Origin of the sequence: Microbacterium sp., assembly GCF_049661145.1 — a bacterium.
GTDB lineage: Bacteria > Actinomycetota > Actinomycetes > Actinomycetales > Microbacteriaceae > Microbacterium.
The window spans coordinates 1-19,869 of the sequence record NZ_JBASZT010000449.1 but is presented as its reverse complement, the minus strand read 5'-3'; the positions used below and the strand labels follow the sequence as shown (position 1 = coordinate 19,869).

At 69.8% G+C, this 19,869-nt stretch carries 22 protein-coding genes; 14 read left to right on the top strand and 8 right to left on the bottom strand.

Annotated elements, in window-relative coordinates:
• Together WBP48_RS18575 and WBP48_RS18570 are read left to right on the top strand one after the other, a co-directional pair.
• Positions 1-1,180 (top strand): Wadjet anti-phage system protein JetD domain-containing protein (locus WBP48_RS18575; RefSeq protein WP_424442283.1); only part of this gene is annotated, 1,180 nt, incomplete at its 5' end.
• Between the two features lie 134 nt (positions 1,181-1,314).
• Positions 1,315-1,989, top strand: coding sequence for a Type 1 glutamine amidotransferase-like domain-containing protein (locus WBP48_RS18570; protein WP_424442282.1), 675 nt, complete (start codon positions 1,315-1,317; stop codon positions 1,987-1,989).
• A 164-nt stretch (positions 1,990-2,153) separates the two neighbouring features.
• Here the strand turns inward: WBP48_RS18570 and WBP48_RS18565 are convergent, their stop codons facing one another.
• Positions 2,154-2,492: a winged helix-turn-helix transcriptional regulator gene (locus tag WBP48_RS18565; protein WP_424442281.1), complete on the bottom strand. Its 339-nt coding sequence runs from the start codon at positions 2,490-2,492 to the stop codon at positions 2,154-2,156.
• Between the two features lie 118 nt (positions 2,493-2,610).
• Between WBP48_RS18565 and WBP48_RS18560 the strand changes: the two genes are divergently transcribed.
• Together WBP48_RS18560 and WBP48_RS18555 are read left to right on the top strand one after the other, a co-directional pair.
• Positions 2,611-3,231: an NADPH-dependent F420 reductase gene (locus tag WBP48_RS18560; protein WP_424442279.1), complete on the top strand. Its 621-nt coding sequence runs from the start codon at positions 2,611-2,613 to the stop codon at positions 3,229-3,231.
• 95 nt (positions 3,232-3,326) lie between these two features.
• Entirely contained in the window at positions 3,327-4,256 is a 930-nt protein-coding gene (locus tag WBP48_RS18555) for a GNAT family N-acetyltransferase (protein ID WP_424442278.1), read from the top strand.
• Positions 4,257-4,268: 12 nt separating this feature from the next.
• Here WBP48_RS18555 and WBP48_RS18550 read toward each other — a convergent pair whose 3' ends face one another.
• Positions 4,269-4,820, bottom strand: a complete 552-nt coding sequence (locus WBP48_RS18550) for a MarR family winged helix-turn-helix transcriptional regulator (RefSeq protein WP_424442277.1) — start codon at positions 4,818-4,820, stop codon at positions 4,269-4,271.
• An 81-nt stretch (positions 4,821-4,901) separates the two neighbouring features.
• Between WBP48_RS18550 and WBP48_RS18545 the strand changes: the two genes are divergently transcribed.
• The 8 genes from WBP48_RS18545 (at position 4,902) to WBP48_RS18510 (ending at position 11,939) form a co-directional block, all read left to right on the top strand.
• Positions 4,902-5,966: a polyprenyl synthetase family protein gene (locus WBP48_RS18545; RefSeq protein WP_424442276.1), complete on the top strand. Its 1,065-nt coding sequence runs from the start codon at positions 4,902-4,904 to the stop codon at positions 5,964-5,966.
• Positions 5,963-6,835 (top strand): phytoene/squalene synthase family protein, encoded by an 873-nt coding sequence (locus tag WBP48_RS18540; RefSeq protein ID WP_424442275.1) that lies wholly within the window; start codon positions 5,963-5,965, stop codon positions 6,833-6,835. The genes WBP48_RS18545 and WBP48_RS18540 overlap by 4 nt, the downstream gene beginning before the upstream one ends.
• A 20-nt stretch (positions 6,836-6,855) precedes the next feature.
• On the top strand, positions 6,856-8,379 hold the full coding sequence (gene crtI / locus WBP48_RS18535) for a phytoene desaturase family protein (protein ID WP_424442273.1): 1,524 nt from the start codon (positions 6,856-6,858) through the stop codon (positions 8,377-8,379).
• Positions 8,376-8,705 (top strand): lycopene cyclase domain-containing protein, encoded by a 330-nt coding sequence (locus tag WBP48_RS18530; protein WP_424442272.1) that lies wholly within the window; start codon positions 8,376-8,378, stop codon positions 8,703-8,705. Before crtI ends, WBP48_RS18530 begins: the two co-directional genes overlap by 4 nt.
• On the top strand, positions 8,705-9,025 hold the full coding sequence (locus WBP48_RS18525) for a lycopene cyclase domain-containing protein (protein ID WP_424442270.1): 321 nt from the start codon (positions 8,705-8,707) through the stop codon (positions 9,023-9,025). The genes WBP48_RS18530 and WBP48_RS18525 overlap by 1 nt, the downstream gene beginning before the upstream one ends.
• Positions 9,022-9,876, top strand: a complete 855-nt coding sequence (locus WBP48_RS18520; protein ID WP_424442269.1) for a prenyltransferase — start codon at positions 9,022-9,024, stop codon at positions 9,874-9,876. The genes WBP48_RS18525 and WBP48_RS18520 overlap by 4 nt, the downstream gene beginning before the upstream one ends.
• Before the next feature lie 129 nt (positions 9,877-10,005).
• Positions 10,006-10,644, top strand: coding sequence for a TetR/AcrR family transcriptional regulator (locus WBP48_RS18515; protein WP_424442267.1), 639 nt, complete (start codon positions 10,006-10,008; stop codon positions 10,642-10,644).
• A gap of 137 nt (positions 10,645-10,781) precedes the next feature.
• Positions 10,782-11,939, top strand: coding sequence for an Acg family FMN-binding oxidoreductase (locus WBP48_RS18510; protein WP_424442265.1), 1,158 nt, complete (start codon positions 10,782-10,784; stop codon positions 11,937-11,939).
• A gap of 49 nt (positions 11,940-11,988) precedes the next feature.
• Here WBP48_RS18510 and WBP48_RS18505 read toward each other — a convergent pair whose 3' ends face one another.
• Genes WBP48_RS18505 through WBP48_RS18495 form a run of 3 tightly spaced genes read right to left on the bottom strand, consistent with a single transcriptional unit; the run spans position 11,989 to position 14,902 of the window.
• Positions 11,989-12,957, bottom strand: coding sequence for an ABC transporter substrate-binding protein (locus WBP48_RS18505; protein ID WP_424442264.1), 969 nt, complete (start codon positions 12,955-12,957; stop codon positions 11,989-11,991).
• Positions 12,954-13,796: an ABC transporter ATP-binding protein gene (locus WBP48_RS18500; RefSeq protein ID WP_424442263.1), complete on the bottom strand. Its 843-nt coding sequence runs from the start codon at positions 13,794-13,796 to the stop codon at positions 12,954-12,956. Before WBP48_RS18500 ends, WBP48_RS18505 begins: the two co-directional genes overlap by 4 nt.
• The gene (locus WBP48_RS18495) at positions 13,793-14,902 is read right to left on the bottom strand and encodes a FecCD family ABC transporter permease (RefSeq protein ID WP_424442261.1); all 1,110 of its coding nucleotides are present in this window, start codon (positions 14,900-14,902) and stop codon (positions 13,793-13,795) included. Before WBP48_RS18495 ends, WBP48_RS18500 begins: the two co-directional genes overlap by 4 nt.
• A gap of 124 nt (positions 14,903-15,026) precedes the next feature.
• Between WBP48_RS18495 and WBP48_RS18490 the strand changes: the two genes are divergently transcribed.
• Positions 15,027-16,283 carry an MFS transporter gene (locus tag WBP48_RS18490; protein ID WP_424442259.1) on the top strand — a complete coding sequence of 419 codons (1,257 nt, stop codon included), beginning with the start codon at positions 15,027-15,029 and terminating at the stop codon, positions 16,281-16,283.
• 73 nt (positions 16,284-16,356) lie between these two features.
• Here WBP48_RS18490 and ald read toward each other — a convergent pair whose 3' ends face one another.
• Entirely contained in the window at positions 16,357-17,445 is a 1,089-nt protein-coding gene (ald, locus tag WBP48_RS18485) for an alanine dehydrogenase (RefSeq protein WP_424442257.1), read from the bottom strand.
• A gap of 149 nt (positions 17,446-17,594) precedes the next feature.
• Between ald and WBP48_RS18480 the strand changes: the two genes are divergently transcribed.
• Positions 17,595-18,065 (top strand): Lrp/AsnC family transcriptional regulator, encoded by a 471-nt coding sequence (locus tag WBP48_RS18480; protein ID WP_424442255.1) that lies wholly within the window; start codon positions 17,595-17,597, stop codon positions 18,063-18,065.
• Positions 18,066-18,071: 6 nt separating this feature from the next.
• On the opposite strand, the gene WBP48_RS18475 is transcribed toward WBP48_RS18480, so the two are convergent.
• Positions 18,072-19,199, bottom strand: coding sequence for a hypothetical protein (locus WBP48_RS18475; protein ID WP_424442254.1), 1,128 nt, complete (start codon positions 19,197-19,199; stop codon positions 18,072-18,074).
• 290 nt (positions 19,200-19,489) lie between these two features.
• The coding region (locus tag WBP48_RS18470; protein WP_424442253.1) for a hypothetical protein at positions 19,490-19,869 on the bottom strand (380 nt) is incomplete at its 5' end.

The following is a 19,869-nucleotide window of genomic DNA, read 5'->3' as shown; positions in this document are numbered from 1 at the left end:
GTGTGGCAGTCGGCGTCGTGTCCGGTCCCGAGGCGCCGCGGTGACGGCACCCGTCACGACGGGCGACCTCCGCGCTCGGGCGCGACGCGTGTTCGACCGCGACAGTCGCGCGTGGGCGGCGCAAGGGGATGACTCCGCGGTGCTGGAGGCTCCGCTGCATCCGTTCACCGAGCGCGGTGCGCTCGCCGACCTCGACGGCTCCCGTGCCTGGGTCGAGTCGTGGCGTCGCGCGTCGCGTTCCGGCGATATCGAGGTGGTGTGGGCACGCCGCGATTGGGCGCGGGTCGGGTCGCAAGAGGTGCCTGAACGTGCCATCGTGCGGGGGCCGGCGGCGATCGCACGGGTCGGCGGGCTGAGCGCCGAGTGGGCGCTCTTGGCGGAGCGGCTCGGCATCCTTCGCGTCCTTCCGGGCGACGCGGGCGCGCTCGAAGCCGCCCTGCGTACCCACGCGCGGACGATCACCGGGCTCGACGGTCCAGACTTCGAACGGCTCGTCGGCGTGGTGGAGTGGTTGCGGGAGAACCCGGCATCCGGTCGTCACGTGCGCGAACTGCCGATCCGCGGCATCCACACGAAGTGGATCGAGGCGCGGCGGGGGCTCGTCGAGGCGTTGCATCGCGCCACGACGGGATCGGCCGCGCTGGGGCTGTGGGAGCCCGATCCGCTCGTACGGGTGCGGTTCCTCGACCCGGCGCTCGCGCCGCGCGGTCTCGCCGACGTCTCGGCGCCCGTGAGCGAGCTCGCGAAGCTCCATGTCGAACCGGAGCGGATCTTCGTGTTCGAGAACCTCGCGACCGTGCTGGCGATGCCGCCGGTCGCCGACGGTGTCGTGATCGACGGCGGCGGGCAGCGCGTGGAGCTCGTCGCGCGACTTCCCTGGGTGCGGAGTGTGGGCTCGCTCACGTATTGGGGTGATCTCGACTCGCACGGTTTCGCGATCCTGCATCGGCTACGCAGCCACGGCGTGGCCGCGATGTCCGCGCTGATGGACACCGAGACCCTGCTCGCTCATCGCGACCTGTGGGGTGCGGACGACGCGCCGAACATCGGCGTGCTGCCGAGGTTGACGGCCGACGAGCAGTCGACGCTTCGGCTGCTGGGTTCGGAGGGCAATGTGCGGTTGGAGCAGGAGCGCATCCCGTGGGAGTACGCGCTCACGCGGCTCGGCGTCGCGCGCTGACCGTGGACGGCGCTACAGGTACTCGCGCACCTGGTCTCGTCGCGGAAAGTGGGGCTAGTTGGCTGGCGACGGGGAGTACGCTCGGCCAGAGCGAAGGAGCCGCCGATGGAAGACGTTCGCCAGGAGCCTGGACCGTGAAGCTGCTGCTCACGTCCGGTGGGATCACCAACACCAGCATCCGCGCGGCGCTCGTCCAGCTGCTCGGCAAGCCGATCGAGGAGTCGGATGCCCTGTTCGTCCCCACTGCGCAGTGGGGCCAGCCGCAGTGCAGCCCCGAGACGGTATGGCGCTCCGTCGCGGGGCGCTGGGCCGACGGCGAGTCGATGACCGAGCTGGGATGGCGTTCGGTCGGCGTTCTCGAACTCACCGCGCTCCCGACCATCGGCCGCGCGCGGTGGCAGCCGTGGGTCGAGGCGGCCGACGTGCTGCTGGTCGACGGGGGAGAGGCCGTCTATCTCGCGCACTGGATGCGCGAAACGGGGCTCGCGGACCTCGTGCCCGCCCTCGACGCGGTATGGGTCGGCGTGAGCGCCGGAAGCATGGTCATGACCCCGCGCATCGGCCGCGAGTTCGTCGACTGGCAGCCCGACGGAACGGATGAGACCCTCGGGATCGTCGACTTCTCGATCTTCCCCCACCTGGACTACCCCGGATGGGCCGGCAACACGACGGCCGCAGCCCATCGCTGGGCCGAGAACATTCCGGGCGTGGCATACGCGCTCGACGAGCAGTCGGCGATCCGCGTGACCGATGACGGAGCGGACGTGATCTCGGAGGGGCACTGGCTGCTCCTCAACCCGCCGGCGTGACCTGGCCGGTCCCGATCACAGTCGATCCGCGGGCAGCCGCTCGCCGTGCAGGCGCCCGGGCCGCCGTCCGCCGACCCGACGCGTGTGGTCGCTGGGCTGGCACCGCAGGCGACCACACGCGTCGGCTCGGCGCGGGGGATCCGTAGGGGGCGGAATGCCGCGGCTCACGAGTCGGCGACGTGGCGCTGTGCCCAGCGCTCCGACCAGGCGACGAGCGGGTCGAACGCGGGGGGCAGGTCCGCGCCGAGGGGCGTGAGGGCGTAGGCGCCGCCGCCGTCGCGCTCCACCACGCCCGCCTCGACGAGCTCGCGCAGCCGCGCGGCGAGGGTGGATGACGACATCCCATCGCAGGCGCGCTGCAGCTCGACGTAGCTGAGAGCGCGGCCCTGCAACTCCCACACGATGCGCATCGTCCAGCGCCTCGTCATCAGGTCGAGCAGCGCGAACAGCGGCCTGCCGCTGCGGGAACCGCGCACCGGCCGTCCGGGGAGGGGAGTCGACATATCCCTCAACCTACCGGACTTGTACTTCGATTTCCGAAGCGCTAAAGTAGGCATTCACTTCGATAATCGAAGCGTTTTCGAGCCGTCCACGGAACACGTGACGAGAGAGGGGATGCCGATGCGTATCGGGATCGTGGGAGCAGGCAACGTCGGGCGTCTGTACGGGCGCGCGTGGATCGGTCGTGGGCACGACGTCGCTTTCAGCTATGCGCGTGACACGGCGGCGCTCGCCGCTTTCGTCGCGTCCTGCGGCGAGCGGGCGTCGGCGGTCGCGGTGGAGGAGGTCGCCGCGCAGAGCGATGTGATCGTGTTCTCGCCGCCGTTCGAGAGGATCGACGACGCCGCCGCGCGGCTCGGTAGTGTCGCGGGCAAGACGGTCATCGACACCACCAACCCGTTCAACCCCGAGCGGACGGGTCTTGTCGACCTCGGTGGGTCGACCGCCGTCGCGCGCGTCGTCGAGCTGCTGCCGGGTGCGCACCTCGTCAAGGCGCTGCACAACCTCTCGGTGCAGCAGGCCGAGACTGCCATGACCGGTGATCCTGCGGCGGTGTTCGTGGCATCCGACCGCGCGGACGCCGCCGACACCGCGGGTCGCCTGATCATCGACGCGGGCCTGCTGCCGTTCTCGATGGGCGACCTGGCCTCGGCGCGCTGGAGCGAGGCGCCGGGGCCGCTCTTCATGAACGTCTACGGGCTCAGCGAGGTCTCGGCCGCGGTCGCGCAGCTGCGTGCCTGACGCATTCTCGCGAGGGGGTCAAGCGCTCGCCGCCAGGCGTGATCCAGCGTGTCGTGAAGAACGCCGCCGATCTCTGTTCCAGTACGGTCGGTGGTGTGTCGGACAGGCTCGAGTTGACGGTGAGGGCTCGGGAGGATCGCGATCTCGAACGGATCGTGAGCTGGGTTCCGGATGCCGGTGCGCTCTCGCTCTTTTCGGGCACGAGGTTGTCGTGGCCGCTCACCGGCATCCAACTGCGGGATCTCACGGTGGGCAGCGATCTTGCGGCGTTCGTCGTCGTCGAGGCATCCGGAGCTCTCGTCGGGCACTTCGACCTCGGCATCGCCGGCGAGCTTGGGCGCCTCGGCCGCGTGATCGTCGACCCGGCGCTGCGCGGGCAGGGCCTCGCGGGCCGGATCGTGAATCTCGCGGTCGCCGAAGCCGCGCGTTTGGGCGCCGAGCGCGTGCGCCTGAACGTCATCTCCGACAACCTCCCCGCGCTCCGTGCCTACCGCCGCGCCGGATTCCTCGCACAGCCGCCCGACCACGATCGGACGGGTATCACCGTCATGGAGCGCGCCGCGATCACAGACGGCCCGCTCGCGCGCGTGCTGCTGACCGGGATGTCTGGTGCGGGCAAGTCCACCGTCATCCGCTCGTTGTCGCAGCGCGGCTACCGGACGCTCGACACGGACTACGACGGGTGGGTGCTCCCCGACGGCCGGTGGGACGAACCCCGGATGTCGACGCTTCTCGCCGCCGAGAAGCGCATCGTGGTTTCGGGAACCGTGGAGAACCAGGGGACGTTCTACGATCGCTTCGAGCACGTCGTTCTCCTCAGCGCGCCCGTCGAGGTCCTTCTGGAACGTGTGCGTCGGCGCACGGACAATACCTACGGCGGGTCTGCCCACGACCGCGAAGAGATCCGACACTACGCACGGGAGGTGGAGCCGCTGTTGCGCGCGAGCGCGGATGTCGAGCTGGACGCGCGCCGCCCGGTCGCCGAGCTCGCGGACGAGATCGAGTTGCTGCTCGGCGCTGGTTAGACGAAACGGTCGTCACGAGACGTCCGTCGCCTTCGCCGTCGCTACCAGCGAGTCGAAGAACCGCGTCACGGTGTCGCGCTCTGCCGACGTGAGCGCTGCGACGACGTCGAACCGTCGGGCGTGATCGTGCCCGATGCTCTCGCGAGCCGCTCGACGGGTCTCGTCGGTGACTTCGAGGGCCAGGCTGCGGCGATCGCTCGGATGGGGCAGGCGGCGCAGGTGGCCAGCGTCCGAGAGCCGATCCAACAGCTTCGTCGTCGATGCCGTGGAGATCCCCAGATGTGCTGCGACCATGCCGGGCGTCGCGACAACGCCTTGCCGGTTCGCGGCGATGAGGAACCTCAGTGCGCGCATGTCGGTCTCTCCGAGCTTCATGTAGCGCTGCGAGGCCTCGCTCATGGCCCGCTCGGCTTCCCGCCAGCGGCCCATCGCTTCCAGGACCGCCAGAATCTGCGCGAGTTCTTCGTCGGTGAGGTGAGAACGCCGGACGAGTTCTTCCTTCGGGTCGAGCACGCGGGGGTCATGCATGACGATTCGCTGAGGCTTGTCCGTCTCGCTCGTCATGAGCACGAGGGTAGTCCACGCCTAGATGTATCCTTCTCTACTATCTAGCTAAGCTAGTTACATTCCAAAGGAGGTAAACCCGTGACCGGCGAGATCATGACAGACTCCGCGAGCGCGACCCGGCAGAGCGTCGACGCCGTGATCGAGGACTACTTCGCCGACAGGGTCCGGCGCGCGTCCTCTCTCGGCACCCACGCAGTGCAGCTGTGGCGACGGGCAGCCGACAGCGCGCGGGGCGGGAAAGGACTTCGGCCCCGGCTGGTGCTTCTCGCGCACGACGAGCTGGGCGGGTGTGACCGCGACGGTGCGACAGTGACCGCCGCGGCGTTCGAGATCCTCCACACCGCGCTGCTGCTCCACGACGACGTCCTCGACGGAGATGTCGTCCGTCGAGGACGTCCGAATCTCATCGGCGAGTTCGTCCGCGACGCCACGAACCGCGGCGCTGACCCCCGAAGAGCGACGGCGTGGGGTGCGGCGTCCGGCCTGCTCGCGGGGGACCTCCTCCTCAGCGCAGTGCACACGCTGCTCGCGCGGATCGACGGCCCTGCCCGGAGCGAACTGCACGACATCGTCGACGACGCACTTCTCCTGACGGCTGTGGGCGAGCACGCCGACATCGGGTTGGCGCTCGGCATCCTGGACGCCCGCGTCCCCGACATCCGCCGGATGACGGAGCTGAAGACGGCTTCGTACTCCTTCGCCGCTCCGCTGCGCGCCGGAGCCGCCCTCGCCGGGGCGGACCGGGCGACGCAGGACGCACTGTCGGAAATCGGCATTCAGCTGGGATTCCTCTACCAGCTACGAGACGACATGCTCGGCGTCTTCGGTGCGGAGGATCGAACGGGGAAGAGCGTACGCGGCGACCTCCGCGAGGGCAAGCGGACTCTCCTCATCGCGTTCGCCGCTCCGGAGCCCGAGTGGCAGGAGGTGGCCCACCTGTTCGGACGTCGCTCGCTGAGCGCGCAAGAGGCAGGGCTGCTGCGCGCAGCGCTGGTCGCGTGCGGTGCGGCTCGGGCGGTGGAGGATGTCATCACGGTCCATCTGGCCCAGCTGGAGCGCACGATCGCATCGGCGCGACTGCCGGACGGCCTGGCACGGGCACTGCGTGAGATCGCACGGCTGTGCGCGGAGCGTGGGGCATGACGGCGGTCACCGGGCTCGCGCTGTTCACCCGCACAGCGCACGATTCGTCTGCGCGCATCATCGGGGCCTACTCCACATCCTTCGGCCTCGCGAGCCGGCTGCTTGCGCGCGACGTCCGTCGGCGAGTCGCCGACATCTACGCTCTCGTACGCGTGGCCGACGAGATCGTCGACGGACCCGGGGTCGAGGCGGGGCTGGATCGCGCGCAGCGACGCGCGCTGCTCGAAGAGTTCGAGCACGAGAGCCTGGCGGCGCTCGAGCGCGGGTTCAGCGCGAACCTCGTCGTCCACGCCTTCGCGGTGACCGCCCGTGAGACCGGGATCGGCGCGGACCTGATCGTGCCGTTCTTCACGTCCATGCGAATGGATACCGACGGCATCGCGATCTTCGATCTCGACGCGTACCGCCGCTACGTCTACGGTTCGGCGGAGGTCGTCGGAGTGATGTGTCTGAGGGCATTCGTTACGGAGGAGCCGTCCATCCGCATCGATCACCAGCTGGAGGAGGGCGCCCGGCGGCTGGGCGCCGCGTTCCAGAAGGTCAACTTCCTGCGGGATCTCGCCGACGACATCGATCGTCTCGGCCGGGTGTATCTGCCCGGGGTGGATCCGGCGGCGTTCGCAGACGACGACAAGGACGCGGTCGTCGAGGAGATCGACCTCGATCTGGCTGTCGCTCGGTCCGCGATCGGCCGTCTTCCACCGCGCTCGCGCCGGGCGACGGCCGCGGCGGCCGGTCTGTTCGGCCGATTGAACGACGAGCTTCGCAAGACGCCGGCGGCCGAGATCCGCCGACGTCGGATCTCGCTCTCGAGGGCAACGAAGCTGCGAGTCCTCGCGGGCGCGGTGTGGGAACGGGCTGCGGAGTGAACGCTCAGCTACGCGCAGTCGTGATCGGCGGAGGCGTCGCCGGCCTGGCGACCGCGGCGCTCGTCGCGCGGGAGGGCGCCGACGTCACTCTCGTCGAGGCCCGCGGGGAGCTGGGCGGCCGCGCCGGGCGATGGGCTGCGGAGGGCTTCTCGTTCGACACCGGTCCGTCCTGGTACCTCATGCCCGAGGTGTTCGATCACTTCTTCCGGCTGCTCGGCACGACGTCTTCTGAGCAACTGGACCTCGTGCGCCTGGATCCGGGCTATCGCGTCTACTTCGAGGGACACGTCACGCCGTTCGATCTGCCGGCGACGGGCGCGCGCGACGCGCTGGTCTCACTCGATCCCGATGCGGCGGAGCGCATCGACGACTACCTCGCCTCCGCGGCCGAGACGTACGCCCTCGCGACGTCGACGTTCCTCTACAGCACGTGCCAGTCGATCCGTCCGCTTCTCGGGCGCGAGGCGCTGAGCCGTCTGCCCCGGCTGGTCCGACTCCTCAGTCAACCGCTCGACGGCTTCATCGGCCGGCACACGCAGGATTCGCGCGTCCGGCGGATCCTCGGCTACCCGGCGATGTTCCTGGGGACCTCGCCGGCTGCCGCGCCGAGCATCTATCACCTCATGAGCCACCTCGACATCGGCCAGGGGGTCTCCTACCCGCTCGGCGGGTTCGGCACCGTCGTGGACGCGATCGCGGGACTCGCCGAGACGCAGGGCGCTCGGCTGCGCACCTCGTGCCGGGCTCGCCGGATCACCGTCCGCGACGGTGCGGTCAGCGGCGTGGAGATCGAGGATGCGACGGCGGGCGTCGAGCACCTCCCGGCGGACGTCGTGGTCTCGGCGGTCGATCTGCGTGTCACCGAGCAGGAGCTTCTCGCGCCGGAGTATCGCATGCGGCGTGCCTCCTGGTGGCGAGCCCGCGACCCCGGACCCGGAGCCGTGCTGGCCCTCCTCGGAGTGCGCGGCGAGCTGCCCGAACTCGCGCATCACACTCTCTTCTTCACACGCGACTGGGAGCAGGGGTTCGACGCGATCTATGGCGCGAATCCGCGCATCCCCGCGCCGGCGTCGCTCTATGTGAGTCGGACGAGCGCGACGGATCACGTCTCCCCCGCGGGCGACGAGAGCCTCTTCGTCCTCGTCCCCGTGCCCGCCGACACCGCGATCGGCGGCGGCGGTGTGGACGGGCAAGGAGACCCGAGGGTGGAGCAGACGGTGGATGCGGCGATCGATCAGATCGCGCGCTGGGCCGGCATCCGGGATCTCCGCCAGCGCATCGTCGTGCGTCGCAGCATCGGGCCCGCCGATTTCGAGCGTGAGTTCGGCGCCTGGCGCGGCGGGGCGCTCGGACCGGCTCACACGCTGCGCCAGAGCGCGTTTCTGCGCGGCGGGAACGCGTCATCCCGGGTTCGGGGGCTCTTCCATGCGGGCGCTTCGACGATCCCCGGAGTCGGACTGCCGATGTGCCTCATCAGCGCCGAGCTCGTCGTCAAGAGACTGCGCGCGGATCGATCTGCAGCACCCTTGGCGGAGCCGCGATGAGCTTCGTCTACCTGGGGTCGGTGGTCGTGTCACTCGTCGCCGTCGTCATCGTCGATCTCCGTTTGCGACTGTTCGTCGGTCGTTCGCCCGGACGTGCGGTGATCGTGCTCGCGACCGGTGCCGCCTTCTTCACGGTCTGGGATCTTGCCGGGATCGCGCTCGGGATCTTCCTCCGCGGCGAGAGCGCACTCATGACGGGAATCCTGCTCGCACCCGAGCTCCCGCTGGAGGAGCCGCTGTTCCTGCTGTTTCTGTGCGAACTCACGATGGTGCTTTTCTGTGCAGCGGAGCGCGCGCTCGGACCGGGGGAGCGGGGCACGTCCTGATGTACCTCCTGCTCAGTGCCGTATTCCTCGCCGCCGCGGTCGTCGCCTCACTCGTCATGTGGCATGCCGCTGACGAATCGACCCGGAGTCGATCCGTTGTCGCGACGGGCATCGCCGGCGGCGCGCTGCTGATCCTCACGATCGTGTTCGACAACATCATGATCGCGGCGGGCCTGTTCACCTACGACGCGGCGCGCATCTCGGGCATCCGGATCGGCTCGATGCCGGTGGAGGATCTCGCCTACCCGCTCGCCGCGACGATCATTCTGCCGGCGCTCTGGTCGTGCCTGTGTCCGCGCGAAGAACCGACGACGCTGTGATCCGCGATCTCTTCGCGGTCTCTCGACCGCTCAGCTGGATCAACACGGCCTATCCGTTCGTGGCCGCCTACCTCCTGACCACGAGGGCCGTCGATCTCCCGTTCGTCATCGGGACGCTCTTCTTCCTCATCCCCTACAACCTCGCCATGTACGGGATCAACGACGTGTTCGACTACGCCTCCGATCTGGCCAACCCGCGCAAGGGTGGGGTGGAGGGCGCGATGCTGCCGCCATCCCGGCACGGTGCGGTGCTGACCGCCGCGGTCGTGAGTTGTGTCCCGTTCGTCATCGCGCTCGCCGTCGTCGGGTCGCCGTCGTCTTGGCTCGTCCTCACCGTCAGCCTGTTCGCCGTCGTCGCCTACTCCGCCCCTCCGCTTCGGTTCAAGGAGGTGCCGTTGCTGGACTCGGTCACCTCGAGCGTGCACTTCGTGAGCCCTGCGCTCTACGGCATCGTGCTCGGCGCCGGGTCGGTGACCGCCGGATCGGCAGCCGTGCTCGGAGCATTCCTTCTCTGGGGCATCGGCACCCACGCGTTCGGCGCCGTGCAGGACGTCGTGCCCGACCGCGAGGCGGGCATCAGGTCGATCGCGACGGCTCTCGGGGCGTCGCGCACCGTCGGGGTGGCGCTCGGTGCGTGGGCGTCGGCGGGCGCCCTGATGCTGACCACCGGTGCGGCCGGAGTGTGGGCGGCGCTGCTCGTTCTGCCGTACATCCTGGTCGCGGCGCCGTACGCGAGGGTGACGGATGCGGCAGCAGCAGACGTCAACCGAGGCTGGCGGGCTCTGCTCGGGATCAACTACGTCTGCGGGTTCGTCGTCACGATCCTCCTCATCCTCTCCGTCGTCGGTTGACGTCTTCGGTGACACTCGCCTGCCGAGTTCTGTCGGGTCGCGCGGGTTGAACCGGCAGAACCCGGCAAGTCAGGGCTGGAAGCTACGCCTTATTAGGCTTAGAAGCCTAATAAGGCGTATACTGGAAACGTGTCCACGACGGCTCGACCTCCCCAGCGCGCGGCCAAGCGGCGCGCGGAGATCCTCGATGCGGCGCGGCGCGCCTTCGCCGAGGACGGGGTGCTGCCGGTGTCGACGCACCAGGTCGCGCGCGCGGCGGGCGTGAGCCCGGGCAACCTGCACTACTGGTTCCCCACGAAGGCGGCGCTCGTGCGTGCGCTGTTCGCGCAGTGGCTGGAGAGCGAGGCGATCGCGCCGGCGGACGGCTCTGACGACGGCATCCTGCGTGCGCTGTGGGATCGCGCCGCCGAGCACTCCGTCGATGATGGCACGTATGCGTTCTTCCGCCGCGACCTCCTCGCGCTGTTGCACACCGATGGCGAGCTCGCCGCCGCCTACCGCGAGAACTACACTCTGCGCCGCGACGCGTTCGTCGCGATCGCCGAACGGCTCGTCGCCGCCGGACTGCTGCGCCGGCCCGACCCGCCCGCGACGGTGCAGGATGCCGTGAGCCTGATCTTCCTCGCCTCGGAGACCGCGGGCCCGTTCGCCGACGCCACCGCCGACCCGCTCATCGACAAGCGACGCTACGCCCGGCTCGTGCTGGAGCCGCTGCTGACCGACACGGGGCGGCGCGCACTCGGGCTGGCGGAGGCGCGGCCGCGATGACCGAGCCGGAACCGGTTGAGGATCGGGATCCGTCCAGCGCCCCGACAAAGCCGGCGCGAGAGTCTCGCAACCTCGAGGCAGATTCTCTCCCACCAGGGCGCGCCAGCGCCCCGACAAATAGGCCGACGCGTCGGACGGTGCTGAAGGGCGTCGCGATCGGCGGCGGCGCGGTCGTGCTTGCGGGCGCGGCCGGAATCGGTGTGAGAGGAGCCGTGAACGGCGTGTGGAGTCAGAGTCGCGGAGCCCCGTACGAACTGTGGCAGCACTGGCAGGATGCCGAGGGCACGACGCGACTGGTCGCGGCGGCGACCCTCGCCGCGAACCCGCACAACATCCAGCCGTGGACCTTCGCCGTCACGGACGGCACGATCGATCTGTATGCCGACCCCGCGCGGATCATGCCGGTGAACGACTCCGACGGCCGCGAGCGGATGGCCGGGTTCGGCTGCGCGCTCGAGAACCTCGCCGTCGCCGCCCGCGTCGAGGGCCTGACCGCCACCATTGCTCATGTCTTCGACGGCGACCACGTCGCGCACGTAGACCTGGCCGCCGGGCCGCTGCCTTCGGCCCGCGAGCGTGCGCTCGCCGACGCGATCGCGAACCGGCACAGCAATCGCGGTCGGTACACGGCGCAGCCGGTGGATGCCGCCGACCTCGACGCCCTGACCGCGGATGCACTGCCGGAGGTTTCAACCGGGGCGGAGCTGGTCTGGATCACCGACCCCGGCGCGATGGCGATGATCGGCGACCTCTACGTCGAAGCGACGCAGGCGATCGTCGACGACGAGGAGATGTCGGTCGAGTCGTACACGTGGTTCCGCAACGACCGCGCCGACATCGATCGCCACCGCGACGGACTCACCCTCGACTGCCAGGGCCTCGACGCGTTCACCCTGTTCGCGGCGAAGATCCTGCCCGCGCAGTCCCGCAGCGACGGCGACGCGTTCTGGGTCAAGGCGACCCGCACCGTCCACACTGCGACCGCCCACGCGTACGGCATCGTCCGCGTCCCGAGCAACACCGACCCCGCCGCCCGTCTCGTCGGCGGTCGCCTCCTGCAGCACGCGCACCTCGCCGCGACGGCGAGCGGGCTCGGCCTGCAGCACATGAACCAGGTCACCGAGCGCATCGCCCGCGACGCCAGCCTCGGCGTACCGGACCGGTTCGGGACGCGGTGGGCGGATGCCGTCGGCATCCCCACCGACGAGATCCTGCTCGCAGTGCGCGTCGGGCACTCGGAGCGCACCCCGCTGCCGAGTCCGCGCCGCGCGCTCACCGCGGTGACCGCGGGCTGATGGGGACGGCGCGCTCGCCGCTCGCGCGGTCCGCGTGCGGCATGTGACCTCAGCGCCCGAACAGCTCCTGCGCCGTGGTCTCGATGACGTCGATGATGGCGACCCCGACGGACTGGAACGCCGTGTCGTCGAGACCGATGACGCGGCCGGATGCCACCGCCGGGGCGTTCGCGAACAGGGTCTTCGCGTTCTGAATCTCGGTGCTTCCATCTCCTTCGGCATACGTGACGAGGATGACATCGAGGTCGGAGGCGAGGACGGCTTCGGGCGTGATCTCGGAGAAGTTGGTGCCGAGATCCGCGAACCCGTTGGTCAGGCCGAGTGCGTCGAGGATCGCGGCGTAGTAGGTGCCGCCGAGCGCGTAGACCTTCCCGTCGTAGAGCGTGATGGCGCCGGCGGTGAAGTCTTCGTCGCCAGGGTTCAGCGCCGCCGCGGCGGAGACGCGGGCCTGGAGTTCGGCGTTGAGGTCTGCAGCGGCCTTCGGGATGTTGTAGATGGTGCCGATGTTCTCGATGTCGTCGTAGATCACACCGATGTCGGAGCGTGCGGGAGCCTCGACGCAATAGTTCCCGAGGACATAGAGATTCGCGGGGATGCCGGCGAGGTCATCCTTCGTGGCGGCGCCTTCGCCGAGGAGTTGCTGCTCATCGTTGGAGAGGAACAGGTCCGGCTGTGCGGAGATGAGGAACTCGCGCGAGGGCGTCCAGTCCGCGGTCGTCACAGTCAGGTTCGGGTAGCTGTCGATGCCGTCGATCTGGTAGTCGGAAAGGGTGTATCCGATGGCGCTGTCGGCGACCCCGAGCGCGTCGAGTGTCTTGATGATGCCGGGCGCACCGAGGAGGACGCGTCCCGGAGCGCGGTCGTACGTGTAATCGACTCCGCAACTACTGACGGTGACCGGGTACCCGACAGCACGGGAGCCTTGCGGCGCCGCGGGCGCGCTGCCCGCGCACGCGGTCAAGACGAGGGCGGACAGGCCACCGCCGACGGCGGTGGCGATACGGGTACGAGGGGTCATTGCGCAGTGCTTTCTGTTGTGACGACGTGATGCGGGGTTGGTCGAGAGGATGCGGGATGCTGTCCGCGGTGGCGGAGTGCGGCGCCGAAGTGCAGCACCCTGCGGCCGGTGAGGGTGTTGGTGCTCGCCTCTGCACGAACGCCGTAGACCGACTCGATGAGTGCCGGGGTGAGAGTGTCGTCGGGATGGCCGGCGGCGACGACGCGCCCGTGGTCGAGGACGACGACGCGGTCGCTGTAGGCGGCGGCGAGGTTGAGATCGTGCAGGGCGATGACGACGGTGGCGGGCACCTCGACGAGCAGCTCGAGCAACTCGGTCTGTGCGAGCAGGTCGAGGTGATTCGTGGGTTCATCCAGCACCAGCACGGGTGTCTGCTGTGCGAGAGCGCGGGCGAGATAGACGCGTTGGCGTTCACCGCCGGACAACGTCGTGAGGTAGCGGTCCTGCAGGTGGGTGACGCCGGCCGCCGCGAGAGCCTCGGCGACGGCCGCGCGGTCGGTCTTCGTGGTGCGATCGAGACCGCGACGATGCGGGACCCGACCGAGCTCTACGACCTCATGGACGGTGAACTCGAACTCGGGCGAGTCGTCTTGCAGCACGACCGCGGTCCGTCGGGACGACTCCCGCGCGGTGAGCCGCCACACGTCATCGTCGTCGAGGAGAACACGCCCGGCGTTCGGTCGCAGACTGCGGTAGACCGTGCGCAGGAGAGTCGACTTTCCCGATCCGTTCGGACCCACGAGGGCGACCACGCTACCCGCGGGAGCCGCGAGCGTGACGCCTTTGACGACGGGGATGCCGTCGATGTCGACGCTCACTCCGTCCGCGGCGACCCTCACGGCTCCCACCCCTTGATACCGGGAGGCCAAGTGCGCATCCGCCCTGTCGTGGCTGCGGTATGAACCCCATCGGTGATCGAGGGCGACCGCGAAGCGGGCGCGGATGTGCGACGGCGCTTGCGTGTGCGTGAACCGGAGACGAGCAGCCAGAGGAAGAAGGGGGCGCCCACGGCGGCCGTGATGATGCCGATGGGCAGTTCGGCCGGCGCGCGCAGCAGTCGTGCCGCGATGTCGGCGAGCGGCAGGAACACCGCACCCAGCAGCAGTGAGACGGTGAGGACGCGTCGGTGGTCAGCGCCGACGAGGAGGCGGGCGATGTGCGGGATCACCAATCCGACGAATCCGATGCCTCCGGCGACGGCGACGATCGATCCGGTGACGAGCGCGACGACGACCATGAGCGCGAGTTGGAACCTGGCGACGTTCACTCCGAGGGTGGCGGTCAGCTCGGTGTCCGCGGACAGCGCGTTGAGCCGCGGTCCATTCACGCCGAGGAACAGGCTTCCGGTGACCACGATCGCGAGAATGAGCGGCAGGTCCTCCCACGTGGCGCCGGCGATGCTGCCCAGACTCCAGAACAGCACGCGTTGCACCTGGTTGGGCGTTGCGACGGTCTGCAGGAAGAACGTGAAGGACGAGACGAGGTAGCCCACCGCGACACCCGCGAGGACGAGTCGGGCAGGAGGCCATTGCCCGTGCTGCCTGCCGAGCAGGAAGACAACGCCGAAGGCGAGCATCGCACCTGCGAACGCGGCTCCCGACAGCCCGAGGCCGCCGACGGTGGAGGCTCCGAGCACGATCACCGTCACGGCCCCCAGCGACGCGCCGGGCATGATGCCGATCAGGTAAGGGTCGCCGAGCGGATTGCGCACGACCGCCTGGATGACGACCCCCGAGATCGCCAAACCGGCACCGACGAGCACGCCGAGCAGCGCTCGGGGGACGCGGACCGTCCAGACGATCTGGTCGTTCACGGGGTCGACGGGCGGTGCACCGCCCCCGAGGTGGCCCCACACCACCGACCACACGGTGTCGATCGGGATCGTCACCGCGCCGAGGCTCACCGACGCCGCGAGTGTCCCCACCAGCACGATCACCAGGCTCACCGTCAGGACGCGGAAACGCGTCGGTGCGGCAAACGGTGGGACTCGGTGTCCCCGCGACGTACCAACCAATGACGCCCCTCGCGATCGCCGCTTATTGATAACGCTTATCTATATCATAGGGTCGATGACGAACAACGACGACCGTGCACTCGCCCTCCCGGCGTTCCGCCTCTTCCTGACCGCGCGGACGATCTCCTGGGCGGGCAATGCGATCACCCTGGTCGCGCTGCCGGTCCTGGTGTTCCAGCTCACCGGCAGTCCCGCGCTGACCGGGCTCCTCACCGCGACCGAGGCCCTCCCGTACCTCGTGTTCGGCCTGCCCGCCGGCGCGCTCGCCGACCGGTGGGATCGCAAGCGCGTGCTCGTCGTCACGGGAGCAGCCAGCGGCCTGGTCATGGCCAGCATCCCCCTCGCGGCATCCCTGGAGCTCCTCACCGTCACCCACCTGTTCGTCGCGGCGCTCGGCGTCTCGAGCCTGTTCGTGTTCTTCGATGCCGCGGGCTTCGGCGCCCTTCCCGAACTGGTCGGTCGCAACCGCATCCCCTCCGCGACCGGGACGATGGTGGCGTTCGGCACCGTCATCAGCCTCATCGGGCCCGCTGCCGGCGGTGCCATCGCGGCGGCTGTCGGCCCGGCCCTTGCGCTCTCCATCGACGCGGCCGCGTACCTCATCGCTGCGGTCCTCACGGCCTTCGTCCACTGGGTGCCCATCGCCTCGCCCGGCGCCGATGTGCCCCTGACAGCCGCAGGCCTCGTGAGCGACATCGCCGACGGCATCCGCTACATCTGGCGCACCGAGATCATTCGGTGGCTCACCCTCATCGGGGCCGGCGCGAGCATCTCGGGAGGAGCGATGCTCGGACTGACGATCGTCGCCGGGGTGGAACAACTCGGAATGACCGACGACGATCCCCGCCTCGGTCTGCTCTACTCCGCGACCGCTCTCGGTGCGTTCCTCGTGAGTCTCGCCGTCTCTCGCATCCAGCGCAGCGTCGGCACCGGGTGGATCACCATCGCCGCCCTCTCGATCAGCTGGATCACGCAGCTCGTCTGGGCCGTCAATACCTCGATCGGCGTCGGTCTCGTCGTCCTCGCCGTCTTCCAGGCCGCATCGACGCTGGCGATCATGAACGGCATCATCGTGCGCCAGTCCCTCGCACCCGACCACCTCCAATCGCGCGTCAACACGACCGCGCGCATGATCGCCTGGGGAGGCACGCCCCTCGGTGCCATGCTCGGCGGCACCCTCGCCGAGCACTTCAGCGTCACCCTGGCCCTGGTCGTGTGCTCCCTCGGCACCGCCCTGGGACTCGCGATCGCCGTCGGCGCGCGATTGTGGCGCGTCCCCACTCTGGGTGCGCTGCGGTCCGAGGTCACCTGAGCGCGCGGCTTCTCAGCGGCGCTGCCGCGTCGCGGGGGCGAGGAGATCTGCCCGGGGAGGCGAGACTTCCGGGTCAGAGACCGAACGCGGCGCGGACGCCCGCATTGACGACGGATCCCGCCTGGACGTTCAGGCCCTTCGCGAGCGCGGGATCGCGCGCGGCGGCGGCGTCCCACCCGGCATCCGCGATCGAGACGACATACGGCAGCGTCGCGTTGCTCAGCGCGCGCGTGGACGTACTCGGTACCGCGCCGGGCATGTTCGCGACGCAGTAGAACAGCGAATCGTGCACCGCGAAGGTCGGGTCGTCGTGGGTCGTCGCGTGTGAGCCCTCGAAGCATCCGCCCTGGTCGATCGCGATATCGACGAGCACGGAGCCCGGCTTCATCGCGGCGACCATGTCGTCGGTGACGAGCTTGGGGGCCGCCGCTCCCGGGATCAGCACCGAGCCGATCACGAGGTCGGCGCCGACGAGCTGCTCGGCGATCTCGTAGCGGGTCGACGCCCGGGTCTGCAGGCCGCTGCTGCCGAACCGCTCCTCCAGGGCCCGCAGCCTCGGCAGCGAGATGTCGATCACCGTCACCTGCGCACCGAGGCCCAGCGCGTTGGCGGCGGCGTGCTCGCCGGCGACGCCGCCGCCGATCACGACCACCTTCGCGGCCGGAGTGCCGGCGACTCCACCCATGAGCACGCCGCGTCCGCCGGAAGGCCGCATGAGCGCGTGGGCTCCCGCGACGATCGACAGGCGTCCGGCGACCTCGCTCATCGGCGCGAGCAGCGGCAGCGCCCGGTCGGCGGTCTGGACCGTCTCGTACGCGACGGCGGTCGTGCCGGTGGCGATCAGCGCGTCGGTGAGGGGCCGGTCGGCAGCGAGATGGAGGTAGGTGAACAGCGTGAGGTCGTCGCGGAGGTAGCCGTACTCACTCGCGATCGGCTCCTTCACCTTGACGAGCAGATCGGCAGCGGCCCACGTCTCGGCCGCGGTCGCGAGCAGACTCGCCCCGGCAGCGCGGTACTGCTCGTCCGCGAAGCCGCTGCCGTCGCCCGCGCCGGACTGCACGAAGACTTCGTGGCCGCGTTGGACGAGCGTGTCGACGCCCGCGGGGGTCATCGCGACGCGGCTCTCGTTGTTCTTGATCTCGGCGGGTACGGCAATGCGCATGGTGGTCTCCTACGATCGGATGCCGAGAATCTCGCAGATCCATGAGTCAGATGTGTTTCCAACCGAAGTCTGTTCGACAGACCGCCCGAAAGTCAACGTAAGATGCGGATGAAATCGCACGTGTGACCCGTCGACCGAAGGACGTCCAATTGCCCGAGCAGCTTCCGCGACTCGACGAGCGCATCATCGAGCTCCTTTCGGCCGATGCGCGCATGACCAACGCGGCCCTGGCAGCGGCGCTCGGGGTCGCACCGTCCACGGCGCACGCGCGGACGCGGACGCTGGTGGACCGCGGCATCCTCTCCGGATTCCACGCCGCCGTCGATCAGGGGGCACTGGGGCGCGGCCTGCAGGCCATGATCGGCGTCACGCTTCGCCCGGGCCAGCGGCAGGAGAGCATCCGGGCATTCGCGCAGGACATCCGTGTGCACCCCGACGTCATCCAGTTGTTCTTCGTCGGCGGCGTGGACGACTTCCTCGTCCACATCGCCGTCGACGGCTCCTCCGCCGTGCGCCGGTTCGTCGTGGATCACCTGTCGTCGCGGCACAGCGTCGCCTCGACCCGCACGAGCATCATCTTCGAGTACCACCGCAACGCCGTGGCATCCGACTTCGTGTGAGCTCGCTTACCGGGCGGGCGGCGTTTCGACTCCGGCGCGGTGCGCCCTCGCGGGGCGACCGGGCGCCGCGCGCAGGTCGGCGGCGAGGTGCGGGTTCCACATCGCGCCGGTCGCGCTCATGACGGCATCCGCCCCCGCCTCGCGGTACGCGAGCACGTCGCTCACGGCCGTGACGCCGCCGACGCCGACGATCTCGTATGACAGCTCGAGGCGGGAGCGCAGTGCCGCGAGTCGCCGAGTCATCTCCAGCCCCGCCCACCGGATCGCCGCGCCGCACACGCCGCTGACCTCGCGGCCCGGCAGGGCCGGTGCCCCCGTCGCGTCGATGAGGGTGGCGGGGATCGTGTTGATCGCGGCATAGCCGGCGACGAAGGGTGCCGTCGCCGTGACGAACTCGCGCAGTCCGGCATCGTCGGGGAAGCGCGCAAGCTTGACCACGAGCGGCAGATCGCCGATCTCGTCCTTGATCGCGCCAAGGATGCGCTGCACCCGCGCGGTGTCGAAGCACAGCAGGGCGGCGACACCCTCGTTGGGGCACGACAGGTTGACCTCGAGCACCCGGGCGCCGGTCTCGGCGACCAGCCGCGCGGCGAAGACGTGGTCGGCTTCGAAGGCGGCATCCCCGCCACCGCGCGTGCCCTGGAAGCTGCCGACGAGTACCTGCGCCGTGCCCCCCGTGCCTGCGGCTGCGACGGCGGCGGCCATGTCGGGCTGCCACACGTCGGGATCACGCGACGGGACGCCGAACGAGTTGCTGATCGAGATGGGCTCCTCGAACCGGTCGTCGGCCAGCAGCGGGCGCCGCGCCCGCTCGGGCGTGAGGTCGCCGTAGACGTGCACCGCGAGCACGTTCGGGAACGGGTTGCAGGGGTGCGCGCGGGTGCGCACGGTCTTGTAGACGCAGACGTCGAAACCGTGCGCGAAGGCGGCGGCCACGTACCGGCTGTTGAGCAGCGGACCGGCCGGGATGCCGAAGGCAGACCGCACCGGCACGCCCGCGAAAGACGCGCCGTCGCCCTCGCCGGTCGTTGCGCGGGGCGCCTGCGCGGGCACGACGGAATCCGCGAACGCGCCGAACGGCCCGTCCGCGTAGTTCTGCTCGTACGTGAGCGCGGGATCGTAGGAGGGTTCCACCGGATCGCGAGTCTACGGATGCCGGCGGCCGAAGCCCCGGCATCCGGCCGTGCAATTGTGCCCGGCAAGCGAGGGGGTGCGCACAGCGTGCTCCCCACCGAATGCACTCAATCGATCTCGAGCACGCGCTCATTCGATGTGCGGCCGCGGGTCTCCGCAGCGGACCAGATGAGTCCCGCATCTCGCCGAGCCGCTATCTTTCGCCCGAGCCGCTACGTTTCGCCGTGGCGTTTCGTAGCGGCTCGGGCGTTTCGTAGCGGCTCGCGGAGGGGGAGGGAGCCCTCGGCGCGTCACTGCTCGACGGCGACGAAGTAGAACCCGTCCCCGGTCTGGATCGCCCACTCGGTCTCGCCGGCGGTCCCGTTCAGGATCGGGAACCCGCCCACGCCGTCCCCACGGTGCGGAGCGGATGCCGACAGCAACGGTTCGTAGTAGTCCAGCACGGCGGCGGCGGCGCTGTCGGTGACGAACTGCAGCGTGCCGGAGGCGCCGCTCGACGTGACCGTGCACAGCACCGCCCCCGGCGGCGCATCGGGCCAATCGGTGGGCAGCGCCGGGACGGCCGTGGCATCCGGGATGGCCGTCACGGCCTCACCGCACGCGGCTCGCAGCCGCTCCAGCTCGGCCGCCCCGGAGCCTCCGGACTCCTCCCCCGTCCCCTCATCCGCAA